Origin of the sequence: Microbacterium sp. IEGM 1404 (genome assembly GCF_030056775.1) — a bacterium.
GTDB lineage: Bacteria > Actinomycetota > Actinomycetes > Actinomycetales > Microbacteriaceae > Microbacterium.
On record NZ_JASHKP010000001.1, the window covers coordinates 171,970 to 193,760 of the forward strand.

Sequence of the window (21,791 nt, forward strand, 5' to 3'; positions counted from 1 at the left end):
AGCGAACGACCTGTATAGGTAGACGCAACGACGCGTGAGGAGCGACATGGCCAAGCGGAAACGGCTGAACACCGGTGTCGAGTGGGTGCAGCTGGAGACGACCGCCGCGGACTGGAAGGCCGCCGACCCGGAACTGCTCGGGACGATGCTCGGTCAGCTGCATCTCATCCGGGCCTTCGAGGAGGCGGTGCTCGACCTGGCGGGCGCAGGCCTCGTGCACGGCCCCGCGCACTCCAGCATCGGTCAGGAGGGCGGCGCGGTCGGTTCGATCGTCTCCCTCCGACCCGCGGATGCCGTGAACGGCTCGCACCGCGGGCACCACCAGTTCCTCGCCAAGACGCTCGCGTACGTCTCCGGCGGTGCGCTCGACCCGGCCGCCCTTGTGACGCCGGACGTGCAGACGCTGCTCGACCGCACGCTCGCCGAGATCCTCGGGCTCGCCTCCGGTTTCTCGGGTGGCCGCGGCGGCTCGATGCACCTGCAGTGGCTCGAGGCCGGAGCGCTGGGCACCAACGCGATCGTCGGCGGCGGCGCGCCGCTGGCCACCGGCCACGCGTGGGCGCAGAAGCACGCCGGCACGTCGGACGTGTCGATCAACTACTTCGGCGACGGGTCGAGCCAGATCGGCTCGGTGCTGGAGTCCATGAACCTCGCCTCGACGTGGAAGCTCCCCGTCGCGTTCTTCATCGAGAACAACCTCTACGCGGTGTCGACGCGCGCCGAAGAGGCGAGCGCCGACACCCGCTTCTCGGTGCGCGGCCAGGGCTTCTCGATCCCCGCGTGGCGGGTGGACGGCATGGACCCCCTCGCCGTGCACCTCGCCACGGGCGAAGCGCTCGACCGCATGCGCGCGGGCGAGGGCCCCGCGATCGTCGAGGCCGAGGTCTACCGCTTCTTCCACCAGAACGGCCCCTACCCGGGCAGCGCCTTCGGATACCGCACGAAGGACGAGGAGGGGCAGTGGCGGGCCCGCGATCCGCTGGAGCGCATGGCGTCCGAGATGCGCCGCCTCGGCCTCCTCGACGACTTCGAGGCGCAGACGGTCCGCGAGCAGGCGGTCGCCGCCGTCGCGCGGTCGGTCGCCGCCGTGGTCGAGGCTGACCCCGAGCGTCCCGGCCGACGCCGCATCCGCCCGGAGCTGTGGCCCGACCCCGCGGTGGTGGACACCGGCATCCGGGGGGATGCCTCCGAACTCGCCGCCCTCACGGCATCCGAACCCGCGCGGTGGACCGGCGGCTGGCGCGAGGTGAAGTTCGTCGACGCCGTCGCCCAGACCATGGACCGCCGGATGGAGACCGACCCGCGCATCATCGTGCTCGGCGAGGACGTGCACCGCCTCGGCGGCGGTACCAACGGCGCGACGAAGGGCCTCGCCGAGAAGTACGGCCCCGACCGCGTCATCGGCACCCCGATCAGCGAGAACGGCTTCTTCGGCGCCGCCGGCGGCATCGCGATGGACGGCCGGTTTCGCCCCGTCGTGGAGTTCATGTACCCCGACTTCATGTGGGTGGCTGCGGACCAGGTGTTCAACCAGGTCGGTAAAGCCCGGCACATGTTCGGCGACAACAACACCGTCCCGCTCGTGCTGCGCACCAAGGTCGCGATGGGGTCCGGCTACGGCTCGCAGCACCTCATGGATCCGGCCGGGATCTTCGCGACGCAGGCCGGGTGGCGCATCGTCGCCGCCTCCACCGCCGCGGACTACGTCGGCCTGATGAATGCGGCGCTCGCCCTCGAAGATCCGGTGCTCGTCATCGAGCACGTCGATCTCTACGGCACACCCGACCGCGTCCCCGACGCCGACCTCGACTACGTCATCCCGCCGGGATCCGCCGCCGTGCGCCGGGAGGGGAACGACGTGACGGTGCTCACCTACCTGTCGATGGTCGGACACGCGCTCGAAGCGGTCGAGCAGACCGGGACGGATGCCGAGGTCATCGACCTCCGCTGGCTCGACCGCGCTTCGCTCGACTGGGACACCGTCGGCGAGAGCATCCGCAAGACCAATGCCGTCCTCATCGTGGAGCAGGGCTCCCGCGGACCGTCCTACGGGGCCTGGCTCGCGGACGAGATACAGCGCCGGTTCTTCGACTGGCTCGACCAGCCCGTCGAACGCGTCACCGGCGGCGAGGCGAGCCCGAGCATCTCCAAGGTGCTCGAGCGGGCCGCCATCGCCCGCACGGAAGAGGTCGTCGCAGGCCTCGAGCGCGTGCGCGCGGCGGGAGGGATCCGCTGATGGCCGTCGTCGTCCGCATGCCCGAGATCGCCACGGGTGCCGCCGAAGCGGCCATCCAGAGCTGGCTCGTCGAGGTCGGCAGCCCCGTGCGCGCCGGCCAGGCCATCGTCGAGATCGAAACCGAGAAAGCGGTCGTCGAGTACGAAGCCGAGCGCGCCGGCATCCTCGCCGGGATCCTGCTCCCCGCCGGTGACGCCGCCGCCGTGGGCGTCCCGATCGCCGTTCTCGCCGAGGAGGGGGAGAGCGTGGATGCCGCGCTCGCCGCCGCCGGGGGAGCGCCCGCCCCCGCGACCGCGACGCCGTCCGACACCGACGTCGCCGCCGCGCCCGAAGAAGCGGCCGAGGCTCCGGCGGCACCGGCCTCGGCGGCGCCGGTCGTGGCCGCAGCCCCCGCGCCCGCGGCACCCGCTCCGGCTCCCGCCGACCCGCCAGTGGGCGAGGAGCGTCGCCTGTTCGCCTCGCCGCTCGTGCGCCGCCTCGCGGTCGAGCGCGGCATCGACCTCGCCGAGGTCCCCGGATCGGGCCCGCGCGGACGCATCGTCCGCCGCGACCTGGATGCCTGGACCCCGGCGTCGGCGGAGCGGTATCCGGAACCTGCCCCCGAGGCCCCCGAACCGCCCGCTCCGGCAGCGGCGGGGAGCGCGTACGAGGACGTGCCGCACACCGGCATGCGTCGTGCCATCGCGCGGCGGCTCACGGAGTCGAAGGCCACCGTCCCGCACTTCTATCTTCAGGCGGACTGCCGCGTCGACGCGCTGCTGGCCCTGCGGACGCAGATCAACGAGGGACGCGAGCAGCGCATCTCGGTGAACGACCTCGTCGTGAAGGCGGTCGCCGGCGCGCTGCGCGACGTCCCCGACGCGAACGCGATCTGGACCCCGGATGCCACGCGTCGCTTCTCCGCGGCGGACATCGCCGTGGCCGTGTCGGTGCCGGGCGGGCTGCTCACCCCGGTCGTCCGGGAGGTCGACCGGTTGTCGATCGGCGAGCTCGCCACCACGGTCCGTGACCTGGCGGGACGGGCGCGAGAGGGGCGGCTGAAGCAGAACGAACTCGAGGGAGGGTCGTTCGCGGTGTCGAACCTCGGCATGTACGGCACGACGTCGTTCTCGGCGATCATCAACCCTCCGCACGCCGGCATCCTCGCCGTCGGAGCCGCGACGCGGCGACCGGTGGTCGAGGAGGACGGGTCGCTCGCGGTGGCGACGGTCATGTCGGTGACGCTCTCGGCCGACCATCGAGTACTCGACGGTGCGCTCGCGGCCCAGTGGCTGGCGGCGTTCGTGGCGCGCATCGAGAATCCTCTGCAGATCCTGCTGTGAATCGTGTCGGTTTCGGGCGTCCGCGCTTCGCGATGGGGCCCGGAACCGGCACGCTGGGGGGAGACGTCCGCGGGGGATCGCGGACCGGAGGAAAGGAACACCCGTGACCCGCATCGCCGTCATCGGAGGAACCGGCTACGCCGGTAGCCACATCGTCGCCGAGGCCGTCCGCCGCGGCCACACCGTCGTCTCGGTCGCCCGATCGGTGCCGGCCGAGCGCGTGGAGGGCGCGACCTACATCGAGGGCACCGTCCTCGACGTTCCCGGCCTCCTCGCCGGCATCGAAGGAGTCGACGTCGTGGTCTCGGCCGTCGCTCCCCGTGGCGACATGCTGGGCAAGCTCCGCCCGGCCATCGCGCAGCTGAACTCGGTGCTGCCGGAGAACGTGCGCCTCGGCGTCGTCGGCGGCGCCGGGGGATCGCTGGTCGCCGAAGGCGGCCCGCGCCTCATCGACGCCGAGGGGTTCACCGACGAGTACAAGCCCGAGGCCGCCGAGGCCATCGGCGTCCTGGAAGACCTTCAGGCTGGCTCCTCGGACCGCGACTGGTTCTACGTGCACCCCGCCGGCGGGTTCGGCGTATGGGCGCCGGGCGAGCGCACGGGCACATACCGTGACGGCGGCCACGTGCTGGTCGTCGACGAGAAGGGCGACTCGTTCATCTCGGGTGCCGACTTCGCCGTCGCCGTGCTCGACGAGATCGAGAACCCGAAGCACTCGCGCGACAACTTCGCCGTCGGGTACTGACCCGGCGAACCACGACGGCGCCGCTCCCTCGGGGGCGGCGCCGTCGTCGCGTCGTCAGACCAGGTCGCGCCAGTCGATGACGTCGGTGTCGGTGGTCGGCACCTCGCCCGTCGCGGGAGCGGCGGCATCCGCGATCGTGGCGAGCGACATCGTGTCGGTGGGCGGGCCCATGACGGTCGCCTCGTCGCGCCGGTGACGCAGCACGTCGTCGATGTACGACGTGACGACCTCGGCCAGCGGGACCGACCGACCGCGCGCCTGCGACATGTACCAACGGTGCTCGAGCACCTGGTGGAAGACCTCGGCGGGTTCGAGCTTCGCCCGCAGGTCGAACGGGATCGCCATGACGATCGGCTCGAAGACGCGGGTCAGCCACTCGTGCGCGACCATCTCTTCGTCGGCGCCGAGCCGTGACACGCGCGCGCGGAACTCGTCCAGATCGTTGAGCAGGCGCCGCGCCTGGTTCTCTTCGACGTCGAGTCCGGTCAGCCGCAGCAGACGACGCTGGTGGTGCCCGGCATCCACGACCTTCGGCTGGATCGAGACCTGCGTACCGTCGCTCGCGGTCTTGATCGACATCTCGCCGATGTCGAAACCGAGGGCGTTGAGCCGGTGCACGCGTTCGGTGATGCGCCACGACTCATCGACGGCGAACGTCTCCTTGTCGGTGAGGGCGCCCCACAGCGAGTGGTACGACGACACCAGGCCGTCGGCGATGGCGATGGCATCCACGCCGCCCTCGAGTCGTCCGCCGGCTTCGAGGTCCATGATCTCGCCCGCGATGTTGGTGCGGGCGATGTCGAGATCGTGCGCGCGTTGGCCGGGGGTGAGACGGTTGCCGTGCAGTTCGCCCGTCTCGGCGTCGACGAGGTAGGCGGCGAACTCGCCCGCGTCACGACGGAACAGGGTGTTCGACAGCGACACGTCGCCCCAGTAGAAGCCCACGTTGTGCAGGCGCACGAGCAGCACGGCCAGGGCGTCGACCAGGCGCGTGGCCGTGTGGGGCCGGAGCACCTGAGTGAACAGCGCACGGTACGGGAGCGAGAACTTCAGGTGCGCGGTGACCAGCGCGGCCGGGAGTGGGCGGCCGGAGGCGTCGGTGCGCCCCGCGATCACCGCGACCCGGTCGACGCAGGGAGCGGCGAGACGGTCGAGGTTGCCGAGCATGTCGTACTCGCGCCGGGCCATCTCCTCCGTCGTCTCCTTGATCGCGACGACGCGGCCGGAGAGGTTCGCGAACCGCACGAGGTGCCGGGAGATGCCTTTGGGGAGGGCCACGATGTGCGAGCTCGGCCAGTCGGCGAGGCCGGTCGACCACGGCAGCTGCAAGAGTCCGGGATCGACCGCGCTGGCGGTGATGCTGAGGGATTCGGCCACGGTTCCTCCGGGGAAAAGGGTGCGGCGCGGGGAGTCGTGGAAGACTCCCCGCGCCGCGACGGTGCGTGAGATCAGGCGGAGGCGATGGCCTTGTCGGTCAGACGGTCGCCCGACTCGAGGTCGAAGACGTGCACGTGACCGGGGACCGGCGCCAGCACGACCGTCTCGCCCGCGTTGGGGTGACGGCGGCCGTCGACGCGCGCGACGATGTCGGTGCGCTTGCCGTTGATGTCGGTGTGGCCGTAGAGGTAGCCGTCGGCGCCGAGCTCCTCGACGAGGTCGACGACGACCGAGAGGCCGCGGCCGTCGGCGGGAGCGACCTGGATGTCCTCGGGGCGGACACCGATGGTGACCTCGCTGCCGTGCGCCTTGCCGATGACGTCGGCCTCGACGGGGACGACCAGGTCGCCGAAGCGGACGCCGCCCTCGGCCAGGTCGACCGGGAACAGGTTCATCGCGGGCGATCCGATGAAGCCGGCGACGAAGACGTTCTTCGGCTTCTCGTACAGGTCGCGCGGGGTGCCGACCTGCTGGAGCAGACCGTCCTTGAGCACCGCGATGCGGTCGCCCATGGTGAGGGCCTCGGTCTGGTCGTGGGTGACGTAGACCGTGGTGACGCCGAGGCGGCGCTGCAGCGACGCGATCTGGGTGCGCGTCTGCACGCGGAGCTTGGCGTCGAGGTTCGACAGCGGCTCGTCCATGAGGAACACCTGGGGCTGACGCACGATCGCGCGGCCCATGGCGACGCGCTGACGCTGACCACCGGAGAGGGCCTTGGGCTTGCGGGTCAGGTACTCCTCGAGGTCGAGGAGCTTGGCGGCCTCGAGGACGCGAGCGGCGCGCTCCTCCTTGCCGACGCCGGCGATCTTCAGGGCGAAGCCCATGTTCTCGGCGACGGTCATGTGCGGGTAGAGCGCGTAGTTCTGGAAGACCATCGCGATGTCGCGGTCCTTCGGCGGCACGTCGGTGACGTCGCGGTCACCGATCAGGATGCGGCCGGAGTTGACCTCTTCGAGGCCGGCGAGCATACGCAGCGACGTGGACTTGCCGCAGCCGGAGGGGCCGACCAGAACCAGGAACTCGCCGTCGGCGACCTCGAGGTTGAGCTTGTCGACCGCGGCACGAGTGCCCCCGGGGTACAGGCGGGTTGCGTTGTCAAAGGTGACGGACGCCATTTCTTCTTCTCCTTCACCGGCAGGTACGTGCCGGACGATCCGTAGTGAATGGAATGAACGGGGGCTACCCCGAGCGCGCACGACAGTGGGCGCAGGGTCAGTATGGCATGCGTCTGGGCATTTCTCAGCCAGGCTTACTACCATCGGTGCTCGTTCGCCTACCCGTGCGTTCCCAACATCGTCAGCGGTCACCGACCGCGCCCGAGAGGTCCCATGTCCAACGACCAGACGCCGAATCTGCCCGCCGAGAACGCCCGCCGGGAGGCGGTCCGTGAGAAGGCGCAGCAGGTCAAGGCGCGGCAGACGCGGGCGCGGATCGTCCGTCGCTCGCTCGTGACGATCGGCGCTGTCGCGGTGGTCGCGATCGGTGCCGCCGGTGTCACGTACGCGCTGTCGTCGCGGGACGGTCGTTCGCAGGCGCTCCCGGATGCCGCTTCCGACGACGGCTTCGTCGTGACGGCCGCGACCGGCATCGCCGACCCCCGCGCCGACCAGACCGTCGACGGCAATGCCTCCGCGCTGGCCGCTGAGGCCACGCCCACCGAGACCCCCACACCCACCCCGACGCCGTCGACCACGGCCGCCCCGGTCGACATCCGCGTGTACGTGGACTACCTCTCCACCGAGGCCCGGGAGTTCCAGCTCGCCAACGCCGAGCAGCTCTCGAAGTGGGTGTCCCAGGATGCCGCGTCCCTGACGTACTACCCGGTGGCGATGCTCACCTCGAAGTCGAACGGCACGAAGTACAGCCTCCGCGCCGCCGGGGCAGCGGCCTGTGTCGCGACCCACGCGTCCGACAAGTTCTTCGCGTTCAACCACGAGCTGCTCGTGAACCAGCCCGCGGTGGACTCCGACGGCTACAGCGACGAGAAGCTCGCCGACATGGCGCAGGGCGCCGGCGTGAGCGACCCCGACACCGTGCGCGCGTGCATCGAGGACGAGACCTTCACCTCGTGGGCGAAGGCCGCCACGGACCGCGCCATCAAGGGGCTGCCCGACACCAAGGGCCAGGCGCTGACCGCGACGCCCACCGTGCTCGTGAACGGCACGCCCTACGTCGGCCGCATGGACGACCCGAAGGAGTTCGCCCAGTTCGTGCTCACGGTCGACAGCAACGCCTACTACTCGACCGCGACGCCCACGCCGACGCCGAGCGCGACTCCCGCGGGCTGACGCGCTCCGGCCACGGCCTCGCGCGCCGATAGACTGACCGTCTCGCCGGCTTGGCGCAATTGGTAGCGCACCGTACTTGTAATACGGGGGTTGCAGGTTCAAGTCCTGTAGCCGGCACGGAAGCACTTGATACGGCTGCCGACGCAGCGGGTTGTGATTCGCCTAGCGCTTTCGACCGGTGCGGCCGTCATGGCTTTCCTGCGATGGCGTAGCCGCGCCGGATCAGCCAGCACACCACCATCAGCCTAGCTACGGCGCACCGGGTCGTCGCGCGCACGGTTCGCGGCCAGACCGACGTCGGATGGCCCGCGTGGTGCAGAGGTCGACCGTCGACGAAATCGCCCGCGGTTATTCACCAGGCGGGGCGGCGTCATTCCCGTCGTAGTGACCGTAGCCGCCGTCGATCAGCGGACCGCGGTGGTGGAACCAGAGCGACTACGTGTCCTGCACCTCGGGACGCAGGGCATCCCGCTGGCGGCGGCGACGAAGCGCTTCATGCAGAGAATCGGATCTCGCTACTCGCGTGAACGACGACTTGAAACGACGAAGCGGAGGCTTCCCGGCGCATGAACTACCGAGCACTTGTCGTCATCTCCCGCGTCACACCGCTGCACGCGCGCACTCGGCCGAGCAGAGTCTCGGGTGGATGCGGCTCGGCTGCCTTGAGCCGCAGCGCCGCTCCGGGGCATGGGTTCGGTCGGGCGACTTATCGTCCGAGTCGACGCGCTACGCCGCAAAGGCGCCTGACGTGATCGGCGCCTACTCTCACGCCGGCCAGCCTGACTATCGCGGCTGGGCGGGCCGTGCGATGGATGAGCGGACGCGCTTGATCGAGCACGGGCCAGCATCGCGACCTTCCACCCGTGACGCAGTAAGCCATGTCTGGACCCTGCCCCGCCTCCCGCCTCTCGGACTGCGGGTCGGGACCGTCGTCGGTGAGACTTAGATCTTGTCGTTGCGAATGGTGACACTACCAACGAACAAATTGCCCGCCTCTTCTCTGGATCTAAGACCGAGTGGTCGCGAACGGTCGAATCCAGCTGAAGGATCTCCTGGGTTGAGGAGTCCGCGGCACAACTCTGTCGAGGAATTCGCAGGGCTGGGCGTAGGCCCATTCGGTTGCGAGGGTGCGGTTCGGTCGTTCGACTTTGCCGTTGGTCCAGGGGCCGTGCGGGCGGATGAATTTCTGAGTGATGCCGTGCGTGTCGATCACGGCGCGGAAAGCGGCAGGGTGCCGGTAGGCGAATGCGTTGTCGCTGATGACGCATTCAACCTTCACGCTGAGGCCGACGTAGAAAGCGATGGCGCGATGGAGTACGCCAGCGGCGGTGGTTCCCTTCTCGTCGTCATGGATCTCCGCGTAGGCCACTCGGGAGTGGTCGTCGATGACGGTATGGACGTAGTCGTAGCCCGCCTTCCGGTGCGAGGTTCGATGAACGGCCGAGGTCCGGGTCAGGTCGGCCCACCATCCGCCTCTGTCGGGGATACGGGCAAGTTTCTACACGTCGATATGGATCAAAGACGCGGGATAGTCACGCTCGTAGCGGTTCGCGGTGCGTCTGCTCGCGCGGATCACTGTCCCGGTGACGGGATCCAGGTCTCGTTACCGAGACGCGATGGCGGCCCAGCATGCGCCTGACCGTCGAGGCCTGCATACCGAGCTTCGCGGCGATGAGCACCGGCCCGTGTCTGGTTAGCGCCCGCAGGATTCGAATGTGGGTCTCCACGCACGACCCCGTCCTGGCGGGATGTGCCCTGGCGGCGCCGGAACGGTCGATAAGACCCGCATTGGGGGCCCCAGCGAGCTTTTGCGCGACCGGCGACTAAAAGAAACACGCCGGGGCATCGAGCGAGGACCAGAAACGAGTTGGAGTCGGGTGGCGGTGTTTGATGTCAACTTCGCGAAGGCTGCTGCGGCGTGCGGTGTGATGCCAGGAGGTAACAGCGTGCGCCGATAACCGCGAGACATCGAGGCAGCATGGTCAGTAAGGGGTGGAATCGGTACATTGTGGGCCATGGGGGCTTCCAGGGTGCCGGGGCGAAAGCCACCTAAAGCTGTTCTCACAGCATTACGACAAGAGGTGCGCTTCCACTGCCCCGTCGAGACGGCCGATGGCATCTGCGGAAGTCCGTACTTGACATGGCATCACTTCGACCCGCCTTGGCGAACGGAGAGACACCATCGCGTTGAGGGCATGATCGCACTCTGTCGTGAGCACGCCGACAAGGCCGACAACGGTTCCTATACCGATGCTCAGCTTCGTCGGTTCAAGGCCAACGCCGCTACGAATTTCGAGTCAGTGCGGGGGCGGTTCGAATGGATGCGCCATCGCATCGTCATGTACGCCGGCACAAGCTTCTTTCTCGATCATGACGTCCTGGTCGCCGAGAACGACACTCCGTTGATCTGGTTTACGATCAACGAGCACGGCGAGCGGATGCTGAACTACCGCAGTCGGCGCTCGGACCGCCTCGTTATTGAGGACAATATGTGGACGGTCGAGCAAAACGACCTGCTCGAGGTCGTATGCCCTCCCGGGGCACGAGCGCTCGACGTGACACGTACCAACGGGGACCACCTTCGTGTCGAGTTCCACTCCTTCAACGACGCGTCGGCTGTCGTCGTCAAGTTCCCTCGGCAGGGGCATCACCTACGAGAGCTTGAGCGCCTTACGTACCCCCTCACGGTTCTCGAGCTCGTAGACGAAACTGCCGACGGGGTTGTGAAGATCCACCCCGATCGCATCGACATGCATGGGCATGTGCTGATGGGCGGATGGATCGCGGGCAACGGAGGTAGCGCAATACATGTCAACCCTCCCGGTGACGACGTGGTCTACATCGGCGGCGGGAGTCCACCGGGGACGGATTCGTGGTCGCTTACGGCTAGTCAGCAGGAGCTGATTGACGCCGTCGTGGACGAACACAACACGGCCGCGAAACTTCGCGACAGGCTACGGCTGAACTAACCCCTCGCTGAGTCCTCGCCGCTATTTGATCGCGCCAGCCCTCCTACCGGCACTATGGAGTCGCATGCGGCACCGGAAGGCCGCGTAAAGGCGCTCCCACACGATTCGCGCAAGGCCGCCCACCGTACCCCTAAACGGTGTTACTGTCCTCCAATCGGGGGACAGCCTTCGCAAAGGAGCAGGGCTGAGAGAGGGGCCGTCGACATGGTCATGTCAGATGCGCACAAGACGGATCAGGACGCGTCGCTGCGTCGCGCGACGTGCCGTTCTTGCGGCCACGGAAACGCGACCGCGAGGATCGTGCGCACGCTGTTCCGTCGGCGCACGGTCGTCGAGTGCGGCTACATGGAGGAGCCCGTGAGCGGGCTCGCCGGAGCCGAGGTGTGCTTCTGCCGCGGCGAGGCGCACCAGGTGCTCCTCACGCATCACTGACGCGCGCCGGACTCAGCCCTCGGCGCCGGGGAAGCCGGCATCCGCCAGCTGTCTCGTCAGCGGTCCCGCCAGTTGGGCGCTGAACGTCGCCGTCAGGTGGTGGGCGTCGCGGTAGGCGAGGGTGTCGCCCACGATGGGCCCGCATTCGTCCGTCGTGCAGAGGTAGTCCGTGAGGTCGATGAACGCCGCGCCGTGGGCGTCGGCCGCCGCGCGCTCCGCGTCGCGGTACACCTGCGCGACGGCGGTGGAGCGGTCGCGGCCGCAGTCGAGGGCGGCGTTCAGATGCGCGGAGAGGCACACCGACGGCGTCGTGCCGAGGTCGGGAGTGTCGGCCATCACGACGGTCGGGGCGTCGATGCGGGACAGCGTCCGGTCGAGGGCCGCCTTCCAATCCGCCACGTCGTCACCGCTCGGGCTCGCGTACGACACCTTCTCGTAGTTGGCCAGGACGACCAGCGCCGGGGGAGTCGCCGCCAGCCGCTCGAGGACGGCTTCGCGCCATTGGCTGCATGCCGTGTAGGGCACGGCGTTTCGCAAGAGCTCGGCGTCGGCCGACGGGCACGAGCTCTTGGAGTGCACCTCGAGCGACATGCCGTTCGCCTCCGCGTAGCTCCACAGTGCGGGGAACCACTGCGACGCATGCGAGTCGCCGAACAGGGCGATGCGCGGTGCTGCCGGGTCGCCGTAGACGCAGTCCTTGGGGGTCGTCGCGTCGAAGCCGAGGTGGCATCCATCGTCGTAGATCCGGGGTTGATCGTCGGACGCGGCCCGCAGGCTCGGCTCCAGGTTCGCCGGGACGAACGACGTCAGCGCGGGCGGATCGGAGGGCTCGGATGCCGCGACGGTCGCGGCTTCGTGGAGGGGCTTGGCCGCGGACAGGGTGTAGCTTCCCGTTGTCAGCCCCACAACGAGCACGGAGGCGGCGGCAGCGGCGAAGAGCGTGCGCCGCGGGCGGAACGCGGTGAGCCAGCGCGCGTCGCGCGCGGGGGTCTCCACCCAGCGGTACAGGATCCAGGCGAGCGGCACCGCGGCCAGACTCAGCGCGAGCGTGATCCACAGCGGCAGCGGGTGTTCGAACCCGACGGCGGCCTGCGGGATGACCAGCAGCGGCCAGTGGACGAGGTACAGCGAGTAGGAGATCGTGCCGATGAACAGCAGCGGGCGGAGCGAGAGCATCGCCGCCGGGCCGTAGGGGGCGGGGCCGCTCCCGGCGAGGATGACGGCAGCCGTCGCGACCACGGGAAGGGCGGCGGCGACACCGGGGAACTGCGTCGTTTCGCTGTACACGAGGGCCGCGACCACAACGCCGACCACTCCCACCCAGCCGACGACCGCGCTCACCCGCGGGGGGAGGACCGACTCGCGGTTCAGCGCGACGACGGCCACGATGCCGCCGACGGCCAGCTCCCACGCGCGCGTGGGCAGACCGAAGAACGCCCACGGCTGGTTCTCGAACGTCAACCACAGCCCCGCGGCGAAGGACGCCGCGGTCAGCAGGGTGAGGACGATCGTGAGTCGCCGGCGTCCGGGAAGGAAACGCACCACGAGGAGAAGCAGCAGCGGCCAGAGGAGGTAGAACTGCTCCTCGATGCCGAGCGACCAGTAGTGCTGGAACACCGACGGCGTGGATTCCGCGAGGTAGTTCGTGCCCTGCAGACCGAACAGGATGTTGGGCACGTAGAGCGCCGTCGCCACGGCGCCGAAGAACACCTCCTTCATCAGCAGCGGCGGCATCCAGATGAGGGCGGCGATGACCGTCAGGACGACAACCAGGAGGGATGCCGGGAGGATGCGGCGTGCACGGCGGGCGTAGAAGTCGGCGAAGCCGACGTGCCCCGTCCTCTCGAGCCGTTGGAGGAGATGCGTCGTGATGAGGAAGCCCGAGATCACGAAGAAGACGTCGACGCCGACGTATCCGCCGGGAAGGAACGGCAGTCCTCCGTGGTACAACACGACGAGGCCCACCGCGAGCGCGCGCAGGCCTTGAATGTCACCGCGGAACCGGTGTGCTGCTTTCTCCATGAATCCCCCGGGAGGGGAGTGTAGGGAGCGTCTATGACGCGAAGGTTTCCATCACGCGGCTAGGAGAGATTCCGGCGCGAATTCGAGCTCCACTGTCGCGGAATCGCTCGTCAGCGCAGCCCCACCCGCAACCACAGCACCCCGTGGGCCGGCACGGTCAGCCCGCCGGCGAGCGGGATGGGCCGGTCGGCGAGGAGGTCGATGGCATCCGGTTCCAGGCCCGAGAGGGTCAGCGCGTCGATCTCGACGGCGTGGTCGGCGACGTTCGCGAGCACGAGCACGGCGGTGCCGGCATCACCGGGGCGAAGGAACGCCACGACCGAGTCGACGTGCGCGTCGAACGCGATGAGCTCGTTGCCGGCGAGTTCGGGCGTCGACCGGCGCACGTCGATGAGCCGCGTTAGCCGGGAGAACACGCGGCCGGCGGGGGTCGTGGCATCCGTCCGGTCGGCGTAGTTCTGCTCGGGGCGGTGCGGGCGGTGCACCCACCGGCTGTCTCCGGCCTCGGCGCGATTGCGGCGGTAGGAGTAGTCGTTGAGCTGCGCGACCTCGTCGCCGAGGTAGAGCAGCGGAACGCCCCCGGTGGACAGCGCCAGCGCGTGCGCGAGGATCACCCGGTCCTCGCCACCCGCATCTCCGGCCTCGATCCCCGCGAGGGACGCCGTGGTTCCGGTGATGCGCGCGTCGCCGGTGCGCGGGTTCTCCTGGAACGGAACGCCGCGCGAGAACGACCCCTCCACGCGTCCCACGTAGAAGTCGTTGAGGAAGCGCCGGTGCGGATACCCCTGGATGCCGAGCTCTTCCGCATCCTCGTCGGCGAACGTCCAACCGATGTCGTCGTGGCTGCGCACGTAGTTCACCCACGCGGTGCCCTCGGGCAGGGCGTGTCGGCGTTCGAGGGCCTGCTGCAGGAGGCGTCCGTCGCGGGTGGCGAGAGCCTCCCAGGTCAGCGCCATCTGCAGCGGGTTGTACGACAGCTGGCACTCGTCGGGGGAGATGTACGAGACGACTTCGTCGGGGTGGACGATCGCCTCCGACTTGAACAGCAGGCTCGGTGCGGCCATCCGCAGCACCGCGTTGAACGCCTGCAGCAGGAGGTGCGCCTCGGGCAGCGACTCGCACGTCGTGCCCAGCCGTTTCCAGATGAAGGCCACGGCATCCATCCGCAGGATCTCCACGCCCTGATTCGCGAGGAACAGCATCTCGCCGGCCATCGCCTCGAACACCGCGGGATTGGCGTAGTTGAGGTCCCACTGGAAGTGGTAGAACGTCGCCCAGATCCATCGGCCGTCCGGCAGTTGCACGAAAGAGCCGGCGTGGTCGTCGGGGAAGATCTCGCGCGTCGTCTGTTCATAGGCGTCGGGCATCTCGCGGTCGGGGTAGATGAGGTAGAAGTCCTCGTAGCCCGCCTCCCCGGACACGGCCTTCCGCGCCCACTCGTGCTCGTCGCTGGTGTGGTTGAAGATGAAGTCCACGACGAGGGAGATACCGGCGTGGCGCAGCTCCGCGGCGAGCTCGGCAAGCTCCTCCATCGTGCCGAGGGCCGGGTTCACCCGGCGGTAGCTCGACACCGCGTAGCCCCCGTCGCTGTTGCCCTCGGGGCTTTCGAACAGCGGCATGAGGTGCAGGTAGGTGAGCCCCAGCTCGCGGAAGTACGGGATGGACTCACGGATGCCGCGGAGCCCACCGGCGTACCGGTCGACGTAGCAGACCCCGCCGAGCATCCGCTCGCTCTCGAACCAGTCCGGGGCGCTCGCCCGCTCGCGATCGACGTCTCTGAGTCCCGCGGGGCGCTCGGTCCACGACCTGCGGGCGAGGTCGATGACCGAGGCGAGACGCTCGAGACCGTCGGGGCGGTCGCCGTATAGGCGTCGGAACAGGTCGTGCAGCCGGGGGAGGTGCAGCTCGACATTCGCGAGGAACTCGCGGTCCGTGCGCGCAGCGGTCAGCTGGGACAGGATTGCGGCGACGTCATCGGGGCCGGCGGTGAGGTGAGGCACGCGGAAAGCCTCGCGCATCCGGGCCGTCCGGTCCACACCGGCGCGCGGGCACGTACGATCGACGACGGCCCGCGACGCGAGCGGTGCCCAGGGAAGAGGATGCATGTCGGCACGACGATCACCGGGGATCGCCGTCATCGGAGCCGTCCTGATCGGCGCTCTTACGGCCGTGCAGGCCCGCGTCAACGGATCGCTCGGCGCCGAGATCGGCGACGGCGTGCTGGCGGGCGGGATCTCGTTCGGATCGGGACTGGTCGTGGTGCTCCTGATCGCTGCGGCACTCCCCGCGGGGCGCGCCGGGCTGGCGCGTCTGGTCGCGGGCGTCCGCGAACGCTCGGTCCCCACCTGGATGCTGTGGGGCGGGGCGGCGGGGGCGTTCACCGTCGCGTGCCAGGGCCTCGCGGTCGCGACCATCGGCGTCGCCCTGTTCACCGTGGGATTCGTCGCCGGCCAGACCACCGGCGGGCTCCTGCTCGACCGCATCGGACACGGCCCGGCGGGAGTGGTTCCGGTGACCGTCCGCCGGATCGTCGGGGCCGTGTTGGCGCTCGCCGGAGTCGGCGTCTCGCTGACGGGCGACGGGGTGGGCGGCATCCCGGTCTGGATGCTGATCGTTCCGGTGGTCGCCGGCGCCGGCGTCGGGTGGCAGCAGGGGACGAACGGTCGTCTGCGCCTGCGCGTGCAGAGCCCCCTCGCGGCGACGGTCGTGAACTTCGCCGGCGGAACGGCGGTGCTCATCGTCGCGGGGCTCGTCCACATCGCGATCGTCGGGGCGCCCCGCGCCCTTCCCGCCGATCCGTGGCTGTACCTGGGGGGAACGGTCGGGGTGGTCTACATCTTCTTGTCGTCGGTGATCGTGCAGCGCACGGGTGTCCTGTTGCTCGGACTCGGATCCGTCGTCGGCCTGCTCACGACCTCGGTCGTCCTGGATGCCGTCTGGCCCGCGCCGGCGGCACCGGCGACGCCGATCGCCGTGCTCGCCGCGTCCGTGGCGATCGTCGGTGTCGTCGTGGCGGCGCTGCCGTGGCGCCGTCGGCGCCCCCGCTGAGGCCGCCGCCACGACGACGGGTCAGAGGCGCGCCTCGTCGACCTTTCGACGCTTCTTGCCTCCCGGCATCCGCGACAGGTGCATCGCGGCATCCACGGTCTTGCGCCGGGTCGGCCGGGAACGCACCGGCTTGCCACCGACGTACAGCCAGCCGAGCAGGACTTCGCCCTTCGCCAGGCCGTGGGCCTTGGCGAGCACCTTGCTGCGGGTGTTGTCGTCGGTGCGCCAGAACACGCCGAACCCGGCCTCGTCGAGAGCGAGACTCAGCATGTGGGCGACGCCGGAGGCGACGGCCTCCTGCTCCCACGCGGGGATCTTCTTCGAGCTGAGATCGGCCACCACGGCGATGATGAGCGGTGCGCGACGCGGCTTCGAGGACAGGCCCTTCTTGCCGTCCGCTCGATTCAGGGCGCGCGCGAGCACGTCGCGGTCGGCTCCGCGGATCTCGATGAGCCGCCACGGCCGCAGCGACTTGTGGTCGGCCACGCGACCGGCCGCCGCAACGAACGCCTCGAGCTCGGGTCCGGTGGGAGCGAGATCGGTGACCTTCGACCACGACCGGCGGTCGCGCATCGCCTCGAGCGCGCTCATGCCTCGTCGACGGGGGTGAAGTTCAGCGACAGCGAGTTCATGCAGTAGCGGTCGCCGGTGGGCGTCCCGAACCCGTCGGGGAAGACGTGGCCCAGGTGCGAGCCGCAGTTCGCGCAGCGCACCTCGGTGCGCTGCATGCCGTGGCTGTTGTCCTCGATCAGCTCGACGGCCTCGGGGCGCACCGACTCGTAGAAGCTCGGCCACCCGCAGTGCGAGTCGAACTTCGTGCCGCTCTGGAACAGCTCGGCGCCGCACGCGGCGCACGCGTAGAGGCCGGCGCGGCTCTCATCGAGCAGCTCGCCCGTCCAGGCGCGTTCGGTGCCGGCCTGGCGCAGGACCGCGTACTGTTCGGGCGTCAGCTCGGCCCGCCACTGGTCGTCGGACTTTTCGACGGCGTAGGTCATGGGTGGTCTCCTTCGTCCCCTCCATTGTCTCGTGTCCCGGACCGGTGATGCCCGTGGCGGGATAATCGCGGGGTGGACCAGGATGCCGTGACCGCCGTCGTCGACCGCTACGGGCGGTTCGCCCGCGACGAAGCGCGCGGCCGCTCCCGCGTGTACCAGGACTGGGCGCGACGGGTGGAGATCGATCCGGATGTCGCGGAGGTGCTGGCGCGGATTCCGGACACGCATCGCCAGCCGCCCCTCGTCTTCGCGGTCATGCGTCTGCTCGGCGCGCCGATGGAGACGGGGGATCGATGGGCCGCGTGGGTCGTCGCGCACGCCGACGCGATCGTCGACGAGTGCACTCGGCGGACCCTCCAGACGAACGAACCGCTGCGATGCGCCGCGCTGCTGCCGGCGCTGTCGCTCATCGAGAGGCCGATCGCGCTGATCGAGATCGGCGCCAGCGCGGGACTGTGCCTCTACCTCGACCGGTACTCGTACCGGTTCCGCGCCGCGGACGGCGCCGTCCAGAGCCTCGACCCGTCGGACGGACCGAGCCCGGTGGTGCTGGAGTCCGAGATCGAGGGCGACCCTCCGCTGCGCCTCCCCGAGGTCGTGTGGCGGGCAGGGATCGACCTCGAGCCGCTCGACGCGCGGGACGCGCGCGATCGCGCCTGGCTCACCGGGCTGGTGTGGCCGGGGGAGGACGGCCGCCGCGAACGGATCACCGCGGCCCTCGACATCGCCGCAGGCGATCCGCCCCTCCTCGTCGAGGGGGACGGGGCCGCAGCGCTCCCGGCGCTCGCGGCGCTCGCCCCGCGCGATGCGACCCTGGTCGTCACGACGCCCGGTGTCCTCGCGCACGTGCCGCGGCGTCACCGCGGAGACGTCATCGCGGCCGCGCGTGCCGCGGGGCGGTGGGTCACCCTGGATGCCGGGGGCCTCCACGATGCGTGGAACGAGACGCCCCACCTCCGTCCGGGGGGCTTCGCGCTCGCGCTGGACGGGGAGGTCCTCGCCAGCGTCGACCCGCTCGGGGCTTGGGTGGCGTGGCATCCGGGATCCGCCTTCCGTGCGCAGTAGCGTGAAGTCGTGCCTCTCTCCGACCGTGACCGCGCGTTCCTCGCGTTCGAAGGTGAGTGGCGTCGCCACGGCGGCGCGAAGGAGGAGGCGATCCGCGCGGAGTTCGACCTCGCGCCCGCCCGGTACTACCAGCTGCTCGGGCGTCTGCTCGACGACCCCGAGGCGCTGGCGCACGACCCGATGCTGGTGCGGCGCCTCCGCCGCCGCCGGGACGAGGCCGCCGAGCAGCACCGGACGCGCCTCGGGCGCACGGCGTCACGCTGATCGGACGCTGGGGAACCGACCGGTAACATCGTCCAATGCCCAGATCGACCTTCCCGCGGGATCGCTTCGACGACCTTCCGGACGGTGACGGCCGCGTCGGCGCCCACCGGGCGGAGCGCCCCCGCTCGCGCGGGTGGCTTGTCTTCCTCTGGGCCGCGCTGGCGACGATCGTCCTCATCGTCGTCGGGATCTTCGGGGTGCTCGTGGCATCCGGGCGGATCTCGTTGTCCTCCGATCCCGAGCCGACGCCGACCGTGGCCGAGACCACTCCGCCGGCCATCGACACCTCCTACTCGGTGGTCGTCCTCAACGGCACCGCCGACGAGGGCCTCGCGGGCAACCTCCGGGATCAGATCGTGGCCCTCGGGTGGTCGGGCGACGCCGTCCAGACGGGCGACTCCGACACGACCGACTTCGCCACGACGACCGTGTACTACAAGAGTCCGGCGGACGAGCAGGCCGCGCTCGGCCTCGCCGCGGCGATCGGAGGCGCGGAGGTCGCGCAGAGCGACTTCCTCCAACCCACCGACGACCCGAACACCGCCGACGACGAAAGCGCCGAGAAGCGTCTGGTCGTGGTGATCGGTCTCGACAGGGCGACCCAGCCCACCCCCTGAGTCCTCGCGGCCGTCCGGTGTTTCCGCGGCGTAAAAAGTTGGATGCCGCCGTGTCAACAATGGCCTCCCGGGCCGGAATCACGCGGCTCCCCGTGCTTACGATGACCACGTCGTTCAGCAACAGGAGAGTTCGCATGGCCCAGGGCACCGTCAAATGGTTCAACGCCGAGAAGGGTTACGGTTTCATCACCGTGACGGACGGCCAGGACGTCTTCGTCCACTACTCGAACATCGAGATGTCCGGCTTCCGAGTCCTCGAGGAAGGACAGGCCGTCGAGTTCACCGTCGGGTCCGGTCAGAAGGGCCCGCAGGCCGAGTCGGTCCGCCTCATCGCCTGACCGCCTCTCGCTTTCCCGCCCGCCGCGGTCCCCGTTCACGGGGGCCGCGGCGTCGTCGTGTCCGGGGGTGTCGTGTGGCTTGCACTCACCAGGGGCGAGTGCCAGAATGAATTAGCACTCGCTTTCGTCGAGTGCCAAAAACTGGAAGTCACCCGTCCGGGAGGGACGACAAACTTATGGCAAAGATCATCGCTTTCGACGAAGAGGCCCGTCGCGGTCTCGAGCGCGGCCTCAACACCCTGGCCGACGCCGTCAAGGTGACCCTGGGCCCCCGCGGTCGCAACGTCGTGCTCGAGAAGAAGTGGGGCGCCCCCACGATCACGAACGACGGTGTCTCGATCGCCAAGGAGATCGAGCTCGACGACCCGTACGAGAAGATCGGCGCCGAGCTGGTCAAGGAGGTCGCCAAGAAGACCGACGACGTCGCCGGTGACGGAACCACCACCGCGACCGTCCTCGCTCAGGCGCTCGTGCGCGAGGGTCTGCGCAACGTCGCGGCCGGCGCCGACCCCATCTCGCTCAAGAAGGGCATCGAGAAGGCCGTCAAGGCCGTGACCGACGAGCTCCTCGCTTCGGCCAAGGAGGTCGAGTCGAAGGAGCAGATCGCCGCGACCGCCTCCATCTCGGCCGCTGACCCCGCGATCGGGGAGCTCATCGCCGAGGCGATCGACAAGGTCGGCAAGGAGGGTGTGGTCACCGTCGAGGAGTCCAACACCTTCGGCACCGAGCTCGAGCTCACCGAGGGCATGCGCTTCGACAAGGGGTACATCAACCCCTACTTCGTCACCGACCCCGAGCGTCAGGAAGCGGTCTTCGAAGACCCTTACATCCTGATCGCGAACCAGAAGATCTCGAACATCAAGGACCTTCTGCCCATCGTCGACAAGGTGATCCAGGAGGGCAAGGAGCTCCTCATCATCGCCGAGGACGTCGAGGGCGAGGCTCTTGCGACGCTCGTGCTCAACAAGATCCGCGGCATCTTCAAGTCGGTGGCCGTCAAGGCGCCCGGCTTCGGCGACCGTCGCAAGGCGCAGCTGCAGGACATCGCGATCCTCACCGGCGGCCAGGTCATCACCGAAGAGGTGGGCCTCAAGCTCGAGAACGCGACCGTCGACCTGCTCGGCCGCGCGCGCAAGGTCATCATCACCAAGGACGAGACGACCATCGTCGAGGGTGCCGGTGACTCCGCGCTGATCGAGGGTCGTGTGACCCAGATCCGCCGCGAGATCGAGAACACCGACAGCGACTACGACCGCGAGAAGCTCCAGGAGCGCCTCGCCAAGCTCGCCGGTGGCGTCGCCGTCATCAAGGCCGGTGCCGCGACCGAGGTCGAGCTCAAGGAGCGCAAGCACCGCATCGAGGACGCCGTGCGCAACGCCAAGGCCGCCGTGGAAGAGGGTGTCGTCGCCGGTGGTGGCGTCGCGCTCATCCAGGCCGGCAAGACGGCTCTGGCGAACCTCGAGCTCGTCGGTGACGAGGCCACGGGTGCGAACATCGTCCGCGTCGCCATCGAGGCTCCGCTCAAGCAGATCGCCCTCAACGCCGGCCTCGAGCCCGGCGTCGTGGCCAACAAGGTCTCCGAGCTCCCCGTGGGCCACGGCCTCAACGCCGCGACCGGTGAATACGGTGACCTGTTCGCGCAGGGCATCATCGACCCCGCCAAGGTGACGCGCTCCGCGCTGCAGAACGCCGCGTCGATCGCCGGTCTCTTCCTCACCACCGAGGCCGTCGTCGCCGACAAGCCCGAGAAGGTCGCCGCTCCCGCGGGCGACCCGACCGGCGGCATGGACTTCTGATCCACGCCTGAGCGCTGAAAGAACGCCCCCTCCTTCGGGAGGGGGCGTTCTTTCGTCGGGGCGCGAGGCCACGAGGCCTCGCCTCCTTGGCTCTGCCGCGGGCGGTTTCGGTCGATGTTGACTTGGCGCGAACGTACGCGTGGGTAGGGTCGGCGCGGGCGTTCGCCCGAAGTCAGCGCAGCGCGGCGCGGGCCGGCACGGCGCAGCGCGGCGCAGC

At 69.5% G+C, this 21,791-nt stretch carries 19 protein-coding genes and 1 tRNA gene; 13 read left to right on the plus strand and 7 right to left on the minus strand.

Annotated features, from left to right (window positions below):
• Window positions 1–46: 46 nt before the first annotated feature.
• From QM517_RS00855 to QM517_RS00865, 3 genes are all read left to right on the plus strand, one after another.
• Window positions 47–2,236, plus strand: coding sequence for an alpha-ketoacid dehydrogenase subunit alpha/beta (locus QM517_RS00855; protein ID WP_283284483.1), 2,190 nt, complete (start codon window positions 47–49; stop codon window positions 2,234–2,236).
• Window positions 2,236–3,558: a 2-oxo acid dehydrogenase subunit E2 gene (locus QM517_RS00860; RefSeq protein ID WP_283284485.1), complete on the plus strand. Its 1,323-nt coding sequence runs from the start codon at window positions 2,236–2,238 to the stop codon at window positions 3,556–3,558. The genes QM517_RS00855 and QM517_RS00860 overlap by 1 nt, the downstream gene beginning before the upstream one ends.
• A 103-nt stretch (window positions 3,559–3,661) precedes the next feature.
• Window positions 3,662–4,303 carry an NAD(P)-dependent oxidoreductase gene (locus QM517_RS00865; RefSeq protein ID WP_283284486.1) on the plus strand — a complete coding sequence of 214 codons (642 nt, stop codon included), beginning with the start codon at window positions 3,662–3,664 and terminating at the stop codon, window positions 4,301–4,303.
• Window positions 4,304–4,357: 54 nt separating this feature from the next.
• Here the strand turns inward: QM517_RS00865 and QM517_RS00870 are convergent, their stop codons facing one another.
• Both QM517_RS00870 and QM517_RS00875 read right to left on the minus strand, forming a co-directional pair.
• Window positions 4,358–5,680, minus strand: a complete 1,323-nt coding sequence (locus QM517_RS00870) for a DUF4032 domain-containing protein (protein WP_077052059.1) — start codon at window positions 5,678–5,680, stop codon at window positions 4,358–4,360.
• 71 nt (window positions 5,681–5,751) lie between these two features.
• Complete coding sequence (locus QM517_RS00875; protein ID WP_077052058.1) at window positions 5,752–6,855, minus strand: ABC transporter ATP-binding protein; 1,104 nt, start codon at window positions 6,853–6,855, stop codon at window positions 5,752–5,754.
• Between the two features lie 213 nt (window positions 6,856–7,068).
• On the opposite strand from QM517_RS00875, the gene QM517_RS00880 reads away from it, so the two are divergent.
• Together QM517_RS00880 and QM517_RS00885 are read left to right on the plus strand one after the other, a co-directional pair.
• The gene (locus QM517_RS00880; RefSeq protein ID WP_077052057.1) at window positions 7,069–8,028 is read left to right on the plus strand and encodes a DsbA family protein; all 960 of its coding nucleotides are present in this window, start codon (window positions 7,069–7,071) and stop codon (window positions 8,026–8,028) included.
• A 44-nt stretch (window positions 8,029–8,072) separates the two neighbouring features.
• A tRNA-Thr gene (locus tag QM517_RS00885) sits at window positions 8,073–8,145 on the plus strand.
• A gap of 889 nt (window positions 8,146–9,034) precedes the next feature.
• On the opposite strand, the gene QM517_RS18775 is transcribed toward QM517_RS00885, so the two are convergent.
• Window positions 9,035–9,397 (minus strand): integrase core domain-containing protein, encoded by a 363-nt coding sequence (locus QM517_RS18775; RefSeq protein WP_374114641.1) that lies wholly within the window; start codon window positions 9,395–9,397, stop codon window positions 9,035–9,037.
• 826 nt (window positions 9,398–10,223) lie between these two features.
• Here QM517_RS18775 and QM517_RS00895 point away from each other — a divergent pair.
• Both QM517_RS00895 and QM517_RS00900 read left to right on the plus strand, forming a co-directional pair.
• Window positions 10,224–10,997 carry a hypothetical protein gene (locus QM517_RS00895; protein ID WP_283284489.1) on the plus strand — a complete coding sequence of 258 codons (774 nt, stop codon included), beginning with the start codon at window positions 10,224–10,226 and terminating at the stop codon, window positions 10,995–10,997.
• A gap of 300 nt (window positions 10,998–11,297) precedes the next feature.
• Window positions 11,298–11,429, plus strand: coding sequence for a hypothetical protein (locus QM517_RS00900; protein WP_283284491.1), 132 nt, complete (start codon window positions 11,298–11,300; stop codon window positions 11,427–11,429).
• Window positions 11,430–11,441: 12 nt separating this feature from the next.
• On the opposite strand, the gene QM517_RS00905 is transcribed toward QM517_RS00900, so the two are convergent.
• Complete coding sequence (locus QM517_RS00905) at window positions 11,442–13,451, minus strand: acyltransferase family protein (protein ID WP_283284493.1); 2,010 nt, start codon at window positions 13,449–13,451, stop codon at window positions 11,442–11,444.
• 110 nt (window positions 13,452–13,561) lie between these two features.
• Entirely contained in the window at window positions 13,562–15,469 is a 1,908-nt protein-coding gene (locus QM517_RS00910) for an amylosucrase (protein WP_374114642.1), read from the minus strand.
• Window positions 15,470–15,554: 85 nt separating this feature from the next.
• Here QM517_RS00910 and QM517_RS00915 point away from each other — a divergent pair, with 85 nt between their 5' ends.
• The gene (locus tag QM517_RS00915; RefSeq protein ID WP_283284496.1) at window positions 15,555–16,499 is read left to right on the plus strand and encodes a DMT family transporter; all 945 of its coding nucleotides are present in this window, start codon (window positions 15,555–15,557) and stop codon (window positions 16,497–16,499) included.
• Between the two features lie 21 nt (window positions 16,500–16,520).
• Here the strand turns inward: QM517_RS00915 and QM517_RS00920 are convergent, their stop codons facing one another.
• Both QM517_RS00920 and msrB read right to left on the minus strand, forming a co-directional pair.
• Window positions 16,521–17,090, minus strand: coding sequence for a nitroreductase family protein (locus QM517_RS00920; protein ID WP_077052001.1), 570 nt, complete (start codon window positions 17,088–17,090; stop codon window positions 16,521–16,523).
• Complete coding sequence (msrB, locus tag QM517_RS00925; protein ID WP_077052000.1) at window positions 17,087–17,494, minus strand: peptide-methionine (R)-S-oxide reductase MsrB; 408 nt, start codon at window positions 17,492–17,494, stop codon at window positions 17,087–17,089. Before msrB ends, QM517_RS00920 begins: the two co-directional genes overlap by 4 nt.
• 72 nt (window positions 17,495–17,566) lie before the next feature.
• Between msrB and QM517_RS00930 the strand changes: the two genes are divergently transcribed.
• The 5 genes from QM517_RS00930 to groL all read left to right on the plus strand — a co-directional run bounded on the left by QM517_RS00930 (window position 17,567) and on the right by groL (window position 21,574).
• The gene (locus tag QM517_RS00930) at window positions 17,567–18,559 is read left to right on the plus strand and encodes a DUF2332 domain-containing protein (protein WP_283284500.1); all 993 of its coding nucleotides are present in this window, start codon (window positions 17,567–17,569) and stop codon (window positions 18,557–18,559) included.
• Between the two features lie 9 nt (window positions 18,560–18,568).
• Window positions 18,569–18,823, plus strand: a complete 255-nt coding sequence (locus QM517_RS00935) for a DUF3263 domain-containing protein (protein ID WP_077051998.1) — start codon at window positions 18,569–18,571, stop codon at window positions 18,821–18,823.
• 35 nt (window positions 18,824–18,858) lie between these two features.
• Window positions 18,859–19,440: a LytR C-terminal domain-containing protein gene (locus QM517_RS00940; RefSeq protein WP_077051997.1), complete on the plus strand. Its 582-nt coding sequence runs from the start codon at window positions 18,859–18,861 to the stop codon at window positions 19,438–19,440.
• 134 nt (window positions 19,441–19,574) lie between these two features.
• A complete protein-coding gene (locus tag QM517_RS00945; protein WP_022877418.1) occupies window positions 19,575–19,778 on the plus strand; it encodes a cold-shock protein in 204 nt (67 codons plus the stop codon).
• 176 nt (window positions 19,779–19,954) lie between these two features.
• Entirely contained in the window at window positions 19,955–21,574 is a 1,620-nt protein-coding gene (groL, locus tag QM517_RS00950) for a chaperonin GroEL (RefSeq protein ID WP_077051996.1), read from the plus strand.
• The last annotated feature ends 217 nt before the right edge of the window (window positions 21,575–21,791 follow it).